Annotated in this window: 11 protein-coding genes; all 11 read left to right on the top strand. The window is 74.5% G+C overall.

All coding sequences use genetic code 11. The annotated features are described in order from the left end of the window. The first annotated feature begins 52 nt into the window (after positions 1 to 52). The 11 genes from JJV70_RS23215 (at position 53) to JJV70_RS10280 (ending at position 13,978) form a co-directional block, all read left to right on the top strand. Positions 53 to 1,384 carry a cytochrome P450 gene (locus JJV70_RS23215; RefSeq protein WP_219047525.1) on the top strand — a complete coding sequence of 444 codons (1,332 nt, stop codon included), beginning with the start codon at positions 53 to 55 and terminating at the stop codon, positions 1,382 to 1,384. A 17-nt stretch (positions 1,385 to 1,401) separates the two neighbouring features. Then, positions 1,402 to 2,400 carry an NADP-dependent oxidoreductase gene (locus JJV70_RS10325; protein WP_257573695.1) on the top strand — a complete coding sequence of 333 codons (999 nt, stop codon included), beginning with the start codon at positions 1,402 to 1,404 and terminating at the stop codon, positions 2,398 to 2,400. A 121-nt stretch (positions 2,401 to 2,521) separates the two neighbouring features. After that, positions 2,522 to 3,283 carry an SDR family NAD(P)-dependent oxidoreductase gene (locus tag JJV70_RS10320; protein WP_219047523.1) on the top strand — a complete coding sequence of 254 codons (762 nt, stop codon included), beginning with the start codon at positions 2,522 to 2,524 and terminating at the stop codon, positions 3,281 to 3,283. A gap of 147 nt (positions 3,284 to 3,430) precedes the next feature. Continuing rightward, complete coding sequence (gene cimA / locus JJV70_RS10315) at positions 3,431 to 5,173, top strand: citramalate synthase (RefSeq protein ID WP_257573694.1); 1,743 nt, start codon at positions 3,431 to 3,433, stop codon at positions 5,171 to 5,173. Between the two features lie 42 nt (positions 5,174 to 5,215). Then, entirely contained in the window at positions 5,216 to 6,262 is a 1,047-nt protein-coding gene (locus JJV70_RS10310) for a ketoacyl-ACP synthase III family protein (protein ID WP_219047522.1), read from the top strand. Between the two features lie 89 nt (positions 6,263 to 6,351). Beyond that, positions 6,352 to 7,371, top strand: a complete 1,020-nt coding sequence (locus tag JJV70_RS10305) for an aromatase/cyclase (protein ID WP_219047521.1) — start codon at positions 6,352 to 6,354, stop codon at positions 7,369 to 7,371. Positions 7,372 to 7,428: 57 nt separating this feature from the next. Next, complete coding sequence (locus JJV70_RS10300; RefSeq protein WP_219047520.1) at positions 7,429 to 8,070, top strand: antibiotic biosynthesis monooxygenase; 642 nt, start codon at positions 7,429 to 7,431, stop codon at positions 8,068 to 8,070. Positions 8,071 to 8,315: 245 nt separating this feature from the next. Next, the gene (locus JJV70_RS10295; protein ID WP_219047519.1) at positions 8,316 to 10,037 is read left to right on the top strand and encodes a fatty acyl-AMP ligase; all 1,722 of its coding nucleotides are present in this window, start codon (positions 8,316 to 8,318) and stop codon (positions 10,035 to 10,037) included. A gap of 1 nt (position 10,038) precedes the next feature. Beyond that, on the top strand, positions 10,039 to 11,763 hold the full coding sequence (locus JJV70_RS10290; protein ID WP_219047518.1) for an acyl-CoA dehydrogenase: 1,725 nt from the start codon (positions 10,039 to 10,041) through the stop codon (positions 11,761 to 11,763). Positions 11,764 to 11,837: 74 nt separating this feature from the next. Further along, positions 11,838 to 13,082 (top strand): acyltransferase domain-containing protein, encoded by a 1,245-nt coding sequence (locus JJV70_RS10285; protein ID WP_219047517.1) that lies wholly within the window; start codon positions 11,838 to 11,840, stop codon positions 13,080 to 13,082. Next, positions 13,082 to 13,978, top strand: coding sequence for a 4'-phosphopantetheinyl transferase superfamily protein (locus JJV70_RS10280; protein ID WP_219047516.1), 897 nt, complete (start codon positions 13,082 to 13,084; stop codon positions 13,976 to 13,978). Before JJV70_RS10285 ends, JJV70_RS10280 begins: the two co-directional genes overlap by 1 nt. The last annotated feature ends 72 nt before the right edge of the window (positions 13,979 to 14,050 follow it).

Raw genomic sequence — 14,050 nt, 5'->3', positions numbered from 1 at the left:
GCCCGGTACCCCCTCGGGCCGTCCCCGGGCAACTGATCTGGAAGGAAGCACCGTGACTGACCCGGCGGAAGACCCCACCGTCTTTCCCCTCCCCGGCTCCAGCTACCGCGGCCCGGCCCCCGCGTTCGCCCGGCTGCGCGCCCAGCGGCCGGTGGCGCGACTGGCCCTGGACGGCGGCCGCACCCACGTCTGGCTGGTCAGCCGGCACGCGGACGTCATGGCGGGGCTGGCGGACCCCCGGTTCAGCCGGGCGGCCGTGCACGCGCCCGGCGCCCCCGACCTCGGCGGCCTCTTCCAGGCGCCGCCGGAGATGATCGCCTCGCTCGACGCCCCCGAGCACACCCGGCTGCGCCGCCTGGCCGAACAAGCCTTCTCCGGGGAGCGGATCGCGGCGCTCGCGCCCTTCGTGGAGAAGACCGTCGGTCGTCTGCTGGACGGCCTCGCCACCGGCCCCGCCCCCGCCGACCTGGTCTCCGGCTTCGCCGCCCCGCTGTCCATGGCCGTCATCTGCCGCCTGCTGGGCGTCCCGGAGGAGGACCGCGACCGCTTCCACGGCTGGGTGCGCGCCTTCGCCGCCGTCACGGGCACAGAAGAATCCGGGGACCCCGGGGCAGGCGCCCTCGCCGCCCGGGAGCAGCTCGGCGAGTACATCGCCGCCCTCGTCGCGGCCAAGCGCCGGGAACCGGCCGACGACGTGCTCTCCGCGCTGGTCGCGGCGCGGGACGGGGAAGCGCGGCTGAGCGAAACCGAACTGATCGTGCTCGGCTACACCCTGCTCGGCGCGGGCTACGACTCGACGGCCGGGCACCTCGCGAACTCCGTCCTGACGCTGATCGAGCACGCGCCGGAGCAGTGGCGGCGGCTCGGCCGCGAGCCCGGGATGATCCCGGCCGCCGTCGAGGAACTGCTGCGCACGGTCAACCTGTTCGGCACCGACACCTCGGGGCTGCCGCGCCTCGCACTGAGCGATGTGCCGCTGGGCGGCGTCACCATCCCGGCGGGGGAGGCGGTCTTCTTCGCCCTCAGCTCCGCCAACCGCGACGCCGCCGCCTTCCCCGACCCCGACCGCTTCGACCCCGACCGCTTCGACCCCGACCGCTTCGACCCCGACCGCTCCAGCCCCGGCCGCTTCCCAGCGGCCGACCCGGCCTCCGGCTGCCCGGTCGCCGGGCGGCCGGAGGCCGGGCACCTGGCCTTCGGGCACGGCATCCACCGGTGCCTGGGCGCGCCGCTGGCCCGCATGGAACTGACCGCGGCCCTCTCGGGGCTGCTCGCCCGCTTCCCCGAACTCCGGCTCGCCGTCCCGGAGTCAGCACTCCGGTGGCGCGTGGGCGACGTCAACCACAACCCGGTATCCCTCCCCGTCCAGTGGGGGGCTAGATGATCACTAAGGAGAACGCCATGCAGCAGGAAGTCCGCCTCGCGTCCTACCCCCAGGGCGCCGTGACCACCGCCCACTTCGAGGTGGTGGAGACGCCGGTGCCCCGGCCCGGCCCCGGCCAGGTGCTGGTGCGCAACGAGTGGATGACCTTCGGGTCCGCCACCCGCGAGCAGATGAACCCCGAGACGCCGATCCCGATCCCGGTGTTCCAGCCCGGCCAGACCATGTGGGGCCGCACCGTCGGCACGGTGATCGAGTCCGACAGCCCGGACCTGCCCGTGGGCCAGCTCGTCGAGCACTTCTACGGCTGGCGTCACCACGCCGTCGGATACCCGAAGGAGTTCTTCCCGCGCGACCGCGACCAGCTCCCGGGGCCGGAGTACTTCCTCTCCCAGGGACCGACCGCCTGGCACGGAATGGTGGACACGGCCGACGTCCGGGAGGGCGACGTCGTCTTCGTCTCCGGTGCCACCAACGGCGTCGGCGCCCTGGCGGGCCAGATAGCCAAGTACCGGGGCGCGGCCAAGGTCATCGGCAGCACCGGTTCCAAGGAGAAGATCGACTATCTCGTCGACGAACTCGGCTTCGACGCCGCCTTCGACTACCACGAAGGCCCGGTGGCCGACCTGCTCGCCAGACAGGCTCCCGACGGCCTGAACGTCGTCTTCGACAACGTCGGCGGCGAGCAGTTCGAGGCGGCCGTGACGTGTGCGGCGCGCGGCGCACGGTTCGCGCTGTGCGGCGCGCTGGCCAGCCGGGAGGGCGACGGGCTGGGAGGCGCCCCGCGTCTGGACCTGATCTCCGCCATCACCCGCGACCTCAGCTTCCGGGGCTTCGCCACCATGCACACCCCCGACCAGCTGACCCACTGGAACGCGGTGTTCGGCCAGTGGCTGAAGGAGGGCCGCGTGGTGTTCCCGCACACGGTCGTCGAGGGCGGGGTCGCCGCCCTGCCCGAGGTCTTCGTGGCGCTCCAGGAGCGGGCCTACACCGGCACCGTCGTCGTCCGCCTCTCCTGAGCCCGCCCACCCCGTCATCCCTCCGCCGCCTCCTGGCCCTTCCGTCCCCCTTCTTCCGTTCCCTTTTCGTCCCCTTTCCGTCCCGCCCCATCCGTCAGCAGCCCCGAGGGAGAGCAGTCCCATGTCCGATCAGCCCTTCGCCCAGCAGACCGTCGTGGTCACCGGAGGCGGCACCGGCATCGGCCGGGCCGCGGCCCTGGCCTTCGCGGCGGGCGGCGCGTCCACGGTGATCGTCACCGGCCGCCGCCCCGGCCGGCTGGCCGAGGTCGCGGCGCTGGACTCCGCGATCGTCCCGGTCACCGCCGACGTGCGCACCGACGAGGGCACGGAGGCGGTGGCCGCCGCCGTCCAGGCGGCCGGCGGCGCCCTCGACGTCCTCGTGCACAACGCGGGGGTGTTCCGGTTCAGCCCGCCGGACACCGCCGACCCCGGCGTCGCGCGGGAGGTCCTGGAGACCAACGTGCTCGGGCCCGTCCTGCTCGGCGCCCGGCTGCTGCCGCTGCTGCGCTCGCCCGGGGCGAGCGTGGTCGTGGTCTCCAGCCGGGCCGGGCACAACCCGTCTCCCGGCAGCTCCGTCTACGCGGCGAGCAAGGCCGCCGCCCACAGCCTCACCCGCACGTGGGCGGCGGAGCTGGCTCCGCGCGGCATCCGGGTCAACGCCGTCGCCCCCGGCTTCGTGCGCACGGAGGCGTACGCGGCCAACGGGCTCGGGCCCGAGGAGGTGGAGGGGCTGTTCACCCACGTCAGCGGCCAGATTCCACTGGGCCGGGTGGCCGAGCCCGGAGAGGTCGCCGCGTGGATCACGGCCCTGGCCGGTCCGGACGGAAGCCAGGTCACCGGACAGATCATCACCCTCGACGGTGGCCTGGACGTAGCGGCCTGAGCCGGGTGGGGCCGGTCCGGCGGATCGGGGCCGGACCAGCCGCACGATTCCGCCGGGCCGGGCCGGGCCACACCCCCCGATCCGTTCTCCACCCGCACTTGAGGCACCGACCCGACGGTGAACCTCCATCGAGAAGGGAGGAAGCAGATGTCAGAGCACCGTTTCCAGCTCTACGACACCACGCTCCGGGACGGGATGCAGCAGGAGGGCATGGCGCCGACGGTGGACGACAAGCTCGCCATCGCGCGCCTGCTGGACGGATACGGGGTCGGCTTCATCGAGGCGGGGTGGCCCGGCGCCCTCCCGAAGGACACCGAGTTCTTCCGCCGCGCCCGCTCCGAACTGACCTTGCGCAACGCCCAGCTGGCCGCGTTCGGCGCGACCTGCCGACCCGGTGGCGCGGTGGCCTCGGACCCTCAGGTCCGGGAGCTGCTGCGGGCTCAGACGCCGGTGGTGACCCTCGTCGCCAAGAGCCACCCCCGGCACGTCGGCCTGGCGCTGCGCACGACCCTCGCCGAGAACCTGCGCATGGTCAGCGCGACCGTGCGTCACCTGGTGCGGGCGGGCCGACGCGTCTTCCTGGACGCCGAGCACTACTTCGACGGCTTCCTCGCCAACCGCGCGTACGCGCTCGAAGTCGTGCGCACCGCCATGGACGCCGGTGCCGAGGCCGTCGTCCTGTGCGACACCAACGGCGGCTCGCTGCCGGACGGGGTCGCGCACATCGTCCGCGAGACGCTGGACGCCACCGGGGCCCGGCTGGGCATCCACTGTCACGACGACTCCGGCTGCGCGGTGGCCAACACCCTGGCCGCCGTGGACGCGGGCGCCACCCACGCCCAGGGGACGGCGCACGGCTACGGCGAACGCTGCGGCAACGCCAACCTGTTCACCGTCGCCGCCTCCCTGGTGCTCAAGCGCGGGCGTGCGGTGCTGCCACCCGGCCACCTCGCCCGCACGGCCGAGGTGGGCGAGGCCATCGGCGCCGTCACCGGCGTCCCCGGGCACCCCACGACGGCCTATACCGGCCGGTCCGCCTTCGCGCACAAGGCCGGGCTGCACGCCTCGGCCCTGCGGGTTGACCCCGACCTGTACCAGCACGTCGATCCGGCCCGGGTGGGCAACACCATGCGCACGCTGGTCTCCGACCTGGGCGGCCGGTCCTCGGTGCAGCTCAAGGCCGCCGAACTCGGCTACCGGGTGGAGGACGGCTCCCCGGCGCTCGCCCGGGCCGCCGCCCGGATCAAGGAACGGGAGAGCCACGGCTACAGCTTCGAGTCGGCGGACGCCTCCTTCGAGTTGCTGCTGCGTGAGGAGCTGACCCCGGGCCGGGAGCGGGCGCCCTTCGAGCCGGTCTCCTGGTGGGCGGGCAGCGGCCAGCGGGGGGAGGAACCGGCGCGGGCGGAGGCGCGGGTGCGGCTGCTGGTGAACGGCACCCCGGCGGAGGCCACCGCCGTCGCGGACACGGCCGTGCGGGCCCTGCACGGCGCGGTGCGCGCCGCCCTCGTCCCGTGGCTGCCGGGGCTCGCCGGGCTGGAGCTGGACGAGCACCGGCTACGGCTGCTCGACGGCGGCCCCCAGGCCCGCGTCCTCGCCCGGTGCGGGTACCACGGCCGGACGCTGGCGACGGTGGGCGTCGGCCCCGATCCCGTCACCGCCGCCTGGCACGCCCTGCTGGACGCCTTCCGCTACGCGGCCACCACCGCCCACCCGGCCGACGGGAGCACGGGGACCGCCCCTTCGGACACCGCCCCTTCGGACACCGCCTCTTCGGACACCGCCTCTTCGGACACCGCCCTCCCCTCCGCCGCCCCGCCAGCCCCCGACACGGGTCCCGCCGGTGTCCGGCCCACCGGCGTCCGGCCCACCGCTCCGGCGGCCGTCGGCTGACCGCCGAGAGCCCACCGCCGCGAACCCACCACAGGAGCAGCCGTGCGACTGGACGACATCTACCTGCGGGCCACCGCGGTCCGGCTTCCCGCCACCTTGCCGGTGGCGGACGCCGTGGCCGCCGGGGACTGCCCGCAGGCCACCGCCACCGCCACCGGGGTGGTCTCGGTGGCGTACTCCCCGGACGAGTCGGCGGCCGAGATGGGCGCCCGCGCGGGGCGGACCGCGATGGAGCGCTCCCGCTCCGGCCCCGGCGACATCGACCTCATCCTGCACGCGGACACCTACCACCAGGGTCAGGACCTGTGGCCCGTCGCCTCCTACATCCAGCGGGAGGCCGTCGGCAACAGCTGCCCGGCGCTGGAGATCCGGCAGATGTCCAACGGCGGCCTCGCCGCGCTGGACCTGGCCGGGGCCTACCTGACCGCCGCCCCGGGCCGCAACCAGGCGCTGCTCACCACCGCCGACCGCTTCTGCCCGCCGGGCATCGACCGCTGGCGCACCGATCCGGGCACGCCCTACGCGGACGGCGCCACCGCCGTCGTCCTCTCCCGGCACGGCGGCTTCGCCCGGCTGCGTTCCGTCGCGCTGTTCGCCGATCCCGACCTCGAACCCCTGCACCGGGGGGACGAGCCCTTCGGTCCCGCACCCTTCAGCAACCGCATCCCGGTGGATTTCGAGGCGGCCAAGAAGGCGTTCGTCCGCGACGTGGGGATGTCGTTCGCCATCAGCCGCGCCCACGCCGGACAGCAGACCGCGATCAAGCGGGCGCTGGCCGACGCCGACCTCGAACTGGCCGAGGCGCAGTGGGTGCTGCTCCCGCACTTCGGCCGCCGCCGGCTGACGGCGATCTACCACCAGCCGTTCGGCATCGACCCGGCCCGCACCGCATGGGAGTGGAGCCGGACCGTCGGACACCTGGGCGCGGGCGACCAGTTCGCCGGACTGGACCACCTCGTCGGCTCCGGGAAGGCGGCCCCGGGAGACCGCGTCGTGCTGATCAGCGTGGGCGCCGGTTACACCTGGGGCTGCGCCGTCCTGGAGATCCTGGAGCGCCCCGCGTGGGCCGCGACCCCCGAAGCCGGGTGAGCCAGCCTCCCACCCCGACCCGCCCCACCCCGACCCGCCCCAACCGCCCCCGCGCCGCACGGCGCTGACCTGAGGAGACGATCACCGTGGTGCCGAGCGCCGCTACCACCACCCCCGCCACGACCGAGAGCCGCACGCACGACGCGTCCCGCACTCCTGGCCCGCACACCACCCGTCACACCGTCACCGTGTGGGCACCCCCGCGCACCGTCTTCGGTCTGCTCGCCGACGTCGCGAACTGGCCGCACGTCTTCGGCCCCACCGTCCACTCCGAGATGCTTCAGGACGACGGCCGGGACCAGCTGCTCCGGCTGTGGGCGTTCGCTGGCGGCCAGGTGCGCACCTGGACCTCACGCCGCGAGCTGGACCCGGCCGCCGGGCGCATCGTCTTCCGGCAGACCGTTCCCGCCGCCCCCGTCGCCGCGATGGGCGGGGAGTGGCTGGTCGAGGCGCACGCCGACGGCGGCAGCCGCGTCACCCTGCTGCACGACTTCCGGGCCGTGGACGACGACCCCGCCGCCGTCACCCTCATCGGCGAGGCGGTGGAACGCAACAGCCGCGCCGAGCTGGCCGCGCTGAAAGGCGTGGCCGAGCAGGGCGAGCAGCGGGCCGAGCTGGTCTTCACCTTCCGCGACTGTGAGCACGTGCACGGCGCGGCCGAGGACGTCTTCTCCTTTTTGGACCGCGCTGACCTGTGGCCCGAGCGGCTGCCGCACGTCGCCCGCCTCGCGCTCACCGAGGACGAGCCCGGCGTCCAGCACCTGGACATGGACACCCGCAGCAGCGCCGACGGCTCCCTGCACAACACCACGTCGGTCCGGATCTGCCGACCGGAGGAGCTGACCATCGTGTACAAGCAGTTGCGGGTTCCGGCGGCGCTCGCCGGGCACACGGGCCGCTGGGTGATCGAACAGGATTCCGCCGACTCCGCTAGGCTGGCCGTGACCTCGTGGCACACCGTCACGCTTGACCCCGAAGGCGTCCGGCAGGCGCTGGGACCGGCGGCGACCCTCGCCGAAGCCCGGGCCCTCGTGCGGAAGTCTTTGGGCGCGAACAGCTCCGCCACCCTTCGGTACGCCAAGGAGTACGCGGAATCGCGCCCCTCCTGAGGGCGGGACCGCCGCGGCACTCCTCCCTCGCGCTCCTTCTCGCCGGAAGCCTCCACCATGGAAAAAACAGGCCGTGACCTGGCCCGTTCCCTCACTGTCGTCAACCGCTTCACCGTCAACGGGGATATTGACGTCTTCGAGCGCGAGTTCCGCGCCCACTGCGAGTTCCTGCGCGCGCGGCGCGGGTTCGACTTCCTGGTGGCGGGGCAACTCGTCGATACGCCGAACGTGTTCGTGCACTTCTCGCACTGGGTGACCCACCAGGCGTTCCTGCGGGCCGTGCACAGCGACGGCTATCTCTCCGAGGTGCACCGCCTCGCGCCTCTGGTGGACGCCGAGGCTGACCAGGCCGTCAGCCTCGGCCGCCTGCTGGAGCGCGAGGCACGCACGGGGGCGCAGGCCGTGGTGATCCTCCACGGGCTGCTGCGCTCGGGAAACCAGCGGGACTTCGAGTGGCGCTACCACGAACTGGCCGGCCACTGCGCGGCATACGAGGGGTTCGGCGGGGGAGACGTGCTGCGTTCCACCCTCACGCCGAACCGCTACCTCGCCGTGCTGTGGTGGCAGGACAGCGAGGTGTGCGACGCGGCGCTGGGCGAGGAGGGGTACCGCAAGCGGGTGCGGGAACTGGGGGCGGGCGCACAGGTCCGCACCGAGCGCCTGCGTCACGTGGCGTACAGCCCCGCGCTCTCCCGCTGACGCCCGGGCCGCTGGGCGTGCCTCAGCCAACGGGCCGGAGCTGTCGGGCCGGGGCTGTCGGGCCGGGGCTGTCGGGCCGGGGCTGTGGGGCGGGCCGCCGGGGGACGCGTACCGGCGGCCGAGGCCGCGTCCACGCCGCCTCCCCGGCAGGTCCAGCCCCGTTCGAGAGCCCTTTCCTACCGTGACGGCAGCGCCGGTTCGGGCGGACGTCCGAACGGCTGCCGAATGCTTCTGGGAGGGGAGACATGAGCGACTACCGCACTCTCGTCGACGTGGTGCTGGAACGGAGCGAGCGGTCCCCCGACCGGGACGCGCTGATTTTCCTCGGGGACGAGGACCGGCCTCCCGAACACCTCACCTACGGCGCCCTGGACGGCGCCGCCCGCCGCCTCGCGGGCTGGCTCCAGGAACGCGGCGCGCAGGGAGAGCGGGTCCTGCTCCAGCACTCCTCGCGGCGCCACTTCGCCGTCAGCTTCCTCGCCTGCCTCTACGCCGGGGCCGTCGCCGTGCCCGCCCCGCCGCCCACCGGGCGCGCCCAGCACGACGAGCGGATCATCGGCATCGTCAAGGACAGCGCGGCCCGCTTCGTCCTCACCGACGCCCAGGACGCCGCCGAAACCTCACAGCTGCTGGCCCGCACCGGCCACGGCCACCTCGTCTGCGCGATAGCCGACCACGTGGCCGGGACCCGGTGGGCAAGGCCCAAGACCGGCCCCCAGACAGTCGCCTTCCTCCAGTACACCTCCGGCTCCACCCGCGACCCGCGCGGCGTGGTGGTCACGCACGCCAACCTCACCGCCAACCAGCTCGCCCTCAGCCACTGCCTGGGCACCCGCCCCGGCGCGCGGCTCGGCGGCTGGCTGCCCTTCCACCACGACATGGGGCTGATCGGCGGCCTGGTGCATCCCCTCTGGCTGGGCGGCACGTCCGTCCTGCTCGCCCCAAGCGCCTTCCTCAGGCGGCCCGCCCGCTGGCTGGAGACCGTCTCCGCGTACGGGCTGACCGTCAGCGGCGCCCCCGACTTCGCCTACGACCTGTGCGTCCGCAAGATCACCGACCAGGAACTCGCCGGGCTTGACCTCTCCCGCTGGCAGACGGCGGTCGTCGGCGGCGAGATGATCCGCTCTGGCACCCTGCGCGCGTTCGCCCGGCGCTTCGCCCCCGCTGGCCTCCCCGCCCACAGCCTCACCCCCGCCTACGGGCTGGCGGAGGCGACCCTGCTGGCCTCCGCCGCCACCCCCGGCCTGCCGTGGACGGCCGTCGAGGCGGACGCCAAGGCCCTGGAAGACCACCGGATGGCGGCACCGGGCCCGGGCGCCCCGGTGCGGTCGGTGGTCGGCTGCGGCCCGGCGGCCGACGGGCAGGTGCGCATCGTCGATCCCGGCACCCGCGACGTCCTCCCCGAGGGGCGGATCGGCGAGATCTGGCTGCGCGGAGCCAGCGTGGCCGCCGGGTACTGGCGCCGTCCGAAGGAGACCGCCGAGAGCTTCGGCGCCGTCACCAGCAGCGGCGAGGGCGGCCACCTGCGCACCGGAGACCTGGGGACCGTGCGGGAGGGCGAGCTGTTCGTCACCGGCCGGCTCACCGACATGGTCATCGTCGGCGGGCGCAACCTCTACCCGGTGGACCTGGAGCAGACCGTGCAGCGCGTCAGCTCACTACTGGGGCCCGGCACCGCGTTCGCCGTGCCCGGTGAGACCGAACGCATCGTCCTGGTGCAGGAGCTGCGGGCCCGCAGCCACAGCCAGCTCGACCTCGACGGGCTCACCGGCCAGCTGGAGCGGTGCCTGGCCGAGGAGTTCGACGTACGCGCCGCTGGCGTGCTCCTCGTACGCCCCGGCACCGTGCGCCGAACCACCAGCGGCAAGGTACGGCGCACCGTGATGCGCGACCTCTTCCTCAACGGAGAGCTCAGACCCCTCCACCAACGGGTGGACCCCGGACTGGTCTTGGCAGGGAACGGCTGACATGGGCACCGTGCAGCGCGTTGACGAGCTGGAGCGGGCCTTCGGCACCCTCACCGATCCCGGCAACCCGCTGGGCCTGCCCGCCCTGCTGCGGGCCGACGCCGGAGGGGAGGCCCTGGCCGCGGGCGAGGCCGTCCTGGACGCCGCCGCCTTCAACGCCGAGTTCGTCCCCGCCTCCCTCGGCGGGCGCCTGACCCGCATGGACGAGCTGGGGCGGGTGCTGCGCCCAGCCTTCCGCCGGGACGCCTCCCTGGGCTTCGGCTACGGCCTCAACTGCTTCTTCGCCGCCGTCCCGCTGTGGCTGGCGGGCTCCGAGGCACAGCGCGCGACGGCCTCCGCGCTGCTGCTGAACGGCCGCCGCGTCGCCGTCGCCCGGCACGAGGTGGCGCACGGCAACCACTTCATCCGCGACGAGTTCTCCGCCCACCGCCAGGGCGACGGCGGCTTCCTGCTCCAGGGCCGCAAAACGGGTATCGCCAACGCGGCCCGCGCCGACGGCCTCGTCCTCTTCGCACGCACCTCCGGTACCCAGAGCCCGGCCGGACGCCGCCTGTCGGTGTTCTTCACCGACCGGGCCTCCCTCCCCCCGGGGCGGCTCCGCGACCTCGGACGGCAGGCCACCAGCGGCCTGAGTTCCACCGAGTTCGGCGGTCTGGAGGCCCGCGACTGCCCGCTGCCCGCCGAGGCCCTGGTCGGCGCGGAGGGCGACGGCTACGAGATCTCGCTGCGCTCCTCGCTGCTGATCAGGGGGCTCATCCCGTCCATCGTGCTCTCCGGCGCCGACACGGCCCTGCGCATCGTCGCCCGGTTCGCCGTCCGCGCCCGGCCCGGCGGCCGCTCCGCGCTGGACGTCAGGTACGTACGCGACGTGCTCTCCGGTGCCTTCCTCGACCTGCTGATCAGCGACTGCCTCGCCCTGGTGGCGACCCGGGCCGTGCACCTGCTGCCCCGGCACGCCAGTGCCTACGCGGCCGCCGCCGCCCACCTGGCCCCCCGGATGCTCGCGGAGTCGATGGACGCGCTGGCGTCCGTCCTGGGCCAGGACCAGTTCACCGACGATCCTGTCTACGCCATGTTCCGCAAGCAGCTGCGGGACCTGCCCGTCACCTCCATGGGGCATGCCGGAAGCGTCGGCCGGCAGATCAGCATCCTGCCGCAGCTGCCCGTCTTCGCCCGGCACTCCTGGTTCGCCAGCCCGGAACCGCCGGGAGAGCTGTTCCAGCCCGACGGCGACCTGCCGCCGCTGGACGCCGGCGGGCTCGCGCTGCTCGCCGACAGCGACCCGCTGGCCGCCACCCTCGTCTTCTGCACCGGACGCGAGAGCGGCACCCTGAGCGCCGCCACCCGGGAGCTGGCCCACGCCATCACCCGGGAACTGGAGGAACTGCGCGGGGCGTTCCGCGAGATCGCCCCCGACGACCGGGAGGCCCTGGGCAGCCCGTACGCGCTCGGCCTGGTGGACCGCTACGTCATCGTGCTGGCCGCCGCCGCCGTGATCGGCGTCTGGCAGCAGGCGCAGACGGCCGGTCCGCTCGCGGCGGAGAGCGGGGCCTTCCTGGCGGACCCGGCCTGGCTGGACGCGGCGCTGCGCCGGCTGGCCGGACGGCTCGGCGTGTTCCTGCCCGACCGTCCCGCCGCCGAGGACCAGCGGGTGCTTGCCGAACTGCTGGCCCGGCTGCACGGCGCCCGCTCCCTGGACCTCTACGGAAGCCCGCTCGCCACCTGAGCCCCCCACCCCGGGCACCCGTTGCCCGGAGCCGAGGCGTCCCGGCGCCCGGCGTCCACGAAGGGAATGCCGACGTGCACGATGACAGTGCCGACCCCGTGCGGCCGATGGAGCAGCTCTACCTCGCCTGGCTGACCGAACGGCTCCAGCACTACCTGGACCGGCCGGTGTCCGAGGACGAACCGGTGCCGGGCCACGACCTCGACTCGGTGGCCGTGCTCAACCTCTACGGCGACATCGAGGAGGCGTTCGGCCCGCTGATCGACCCCACCGACATCGGGACCCACCCCACCCCCCGGGAGCTCGCCCGGCACATGGTGAGCCGGGATCTGCGCCCCGGCATCGGCCACGCGGTGCGCCCGGCCTTTGCCTTCACCGGCCTGGGGGCCGAGCACCCGGGCATGACCTCCGCCCTCTACATCGAAAGCGCCCCCTACCGCACCGCCCTGGACGAGGCCGCCGACGCCCTGCGGCCCTTCACCGGGACCTCCGTCGTTGACGTGATCCTCAGCTCGGCTCCCCAGCTGCGCCACACCGCCCTCGCCCAGCCCGCGCTCTTCGCCGTCGGCTACGCGCTCGCCCGCGCCCTGGAGTGCTCCGGGGTGACGCCGGTGGCGGTGATCGGGCAGGGCATCGGGGAGTTCGCCGCCGCCGTGCTCTGCGGAGCGCTCAGCCTCCCCGCCGCGGCCCGGCTCGTCGCCCTGCGCGGCGCCTTCTGCCAGGGCACGGACCCCGGCGGCATGCTCGCCACCGGCCTGTCCGTGGCGGAGGCGGAGCGGCTGACCGCCAAGGAGCCGCTGGTGGGCGTCGCCGCGCTCAACGCCCCCCGCTCCACGGTGCTCTCCGGCGACTCCGGGGCGCTGGAGCGCGTCATGCTGCGGCTGGCCGCCCAGGGCGACCGCTGCGTGCGGCTGCCCGCCGCGCACGCCTTCCACTCGCCGCTGATGCGGCCGGTGACCGCGCGCTTCACCGCCGCCGCCCGCCGGGTGCCCGGCGGCGCCCCGCACCTGCCCTTCTACTCCACCCTGCGCGGACGCCTCACCGGTGAACCGCTGTACGCGTCCTACTGGACGGAGCAGCTCACCGCCCCGGTGCGGTTCGCGGAGGCGGCCGGTGCGCTGCTGGACCAGCAGACACCCAGTCACGTCGTGGAGATCGGCCCCCGGCCCGTGCTGCTGCCCTACCTGCGGCGCATCGCCGGACGCAAGGAGCCGGTACTGCGCGCGGTGTGCACCGGCCCGCGCTCAGGCCAGGAGCACCTTGCCCGGCTGCTGGCGGACCTGCGGGCCGCCGCACCCCCGGCCCTGGCCGGTTCCTGATGCCCGCCCCCTCGGCGCCGCCGCCGGTCCTGCTCGCCGCGGACGACCCCACGGGCCTGCGGGACGGGGTGGCCAAGGCCCTGGCCACCTCCGGTTCGGCGGTGGCGCACAGCGCGCTGGCCCCCTGGCGGCCCGGCGGACCGGACGGCGGGGAACCCGGCGACCTGCGGCGGCGGCTGGGCCGGGACTTCACCCGCTACGAGCGGATGACCCTGCCCCGGATGCGGGAGCGGTTCGCCGCCTCCCGGCTGCTGCTGCGCCATGTGGTGGCCGCCGCCATCGAGACGGCCCCCGAGCTGGTGGACCTCTCCTACCAGCCGGGCGGACGACCGTACGTGCGCGGCTGCGACCAGATCGACATCAGCCTCAGCCACACCGAGGACTTCCTCGTCGCCGGGGTGACCCGGCACGGGCGGATCGGGGTGGACGCCGAACACCGCGCGCGCCGGATGGCGGGGACCGGCTCGGAGAGCCAGGCGTGCACCCCGTTCGAGCGTTTCCGGCTCGACCAGGCGGGGCCGGAGGGCCGCAACGACCTGCTGGTACGGCTGTGGACGCTGAAGGAGTCCTACACCAAGGCGCGCGGACAGGGACTGCGGCTGCGCTTCACCGAGTTCGGGTTCGACCTGACGGGGGAGGGAGTACGGCTGGTGCGCCCCGACGGGACGCCCGTCGGCGAGGGGGACTGGAGCTTCACCCTCTTCGAGGCACCGGGACGCACCCGAGGGGACAGCCCCGCGCGCGTACGGGGGGACGCGCCCGGGGAGGCGCGGGAAGGCTACGTCGTGGGCACCGCAGTGCACGACACCGGGTGGAGCGGGGTGGGTGGCCTCTCCGTGGAAACCGCCCTGGACCAGGGCATGTTCGCCGCCCTGCTCGGTGCCGAGGGAAGCTAGTGCCGTGTCAGTCAGGGTTTGCCCGTCAAGGAGCGGCGTCCGGTGCGGTGCATCGCAAGGCGCCGGATCGAC

The organism is Streptomyces sp. JJ66 (assembly GCF_019303495.1).
Lineage (GTDB): Bacteria > Actinomycetota > Actinomycetes > Streptomycetales > Streptomycetaceae > Streptomyces.
This window is presented reverse-complemented; position numbering and strand designations above follow the sequence as displayed.

Bases quoted from the DNA above. Each gene is read 5' to 3' on its own strand.
- JJV70_RS10325 (WP_257573695.1), top strand. From the start codon at position 1,402: ATGCAGCAGGAAGTCCGCCTCGCGTCCTACCCCCAGGGCGCCGTGACC.
- JJV70_RS10320 (WP_219047523.1), top strand. From the start codon at position 2,522: ATGTCCGATCAGCCCTTCGCCCAGCAGACCGTCGTGGTCACCGGAGGC.
- cimA (WP_257573694.1), top strand. From the start codon at position 3,431: ATGTCAGAGCACCGTTTCCAGCTCTACGACACCACGCTCCGGGACGGG.
- JJV70_RS10300 (WP_219047520.1), top strand. From the start codon at position 7,429: ATGGAAAAAACAGGCCGTGACCTGGCCCGTTCCCTCACTGTCGTCAAC.
- JJV70_RS10295 (WP_219047519.1), top strand. From the start codon at position 8,316: ATGAGCGACTACCGCACTCTCGTCGACGTGGTGCTGGAACGGAGCGAG.
- JJV70_RS10290 (WP_219047518.1), top strand. From the start codon at position 10,039: ATGGGCACCGTGCAGCGCGTTGACGAGCTGGAGCGGGCCTTCGGCACC.
- JJV70_RS10280 (WP_219047516.1), top strand. From the start codon at position 13,082: ATGCCCGCCCCCTCGGCGCCGCCGCCGGTCCTGCTCGCCGCGGACGAC.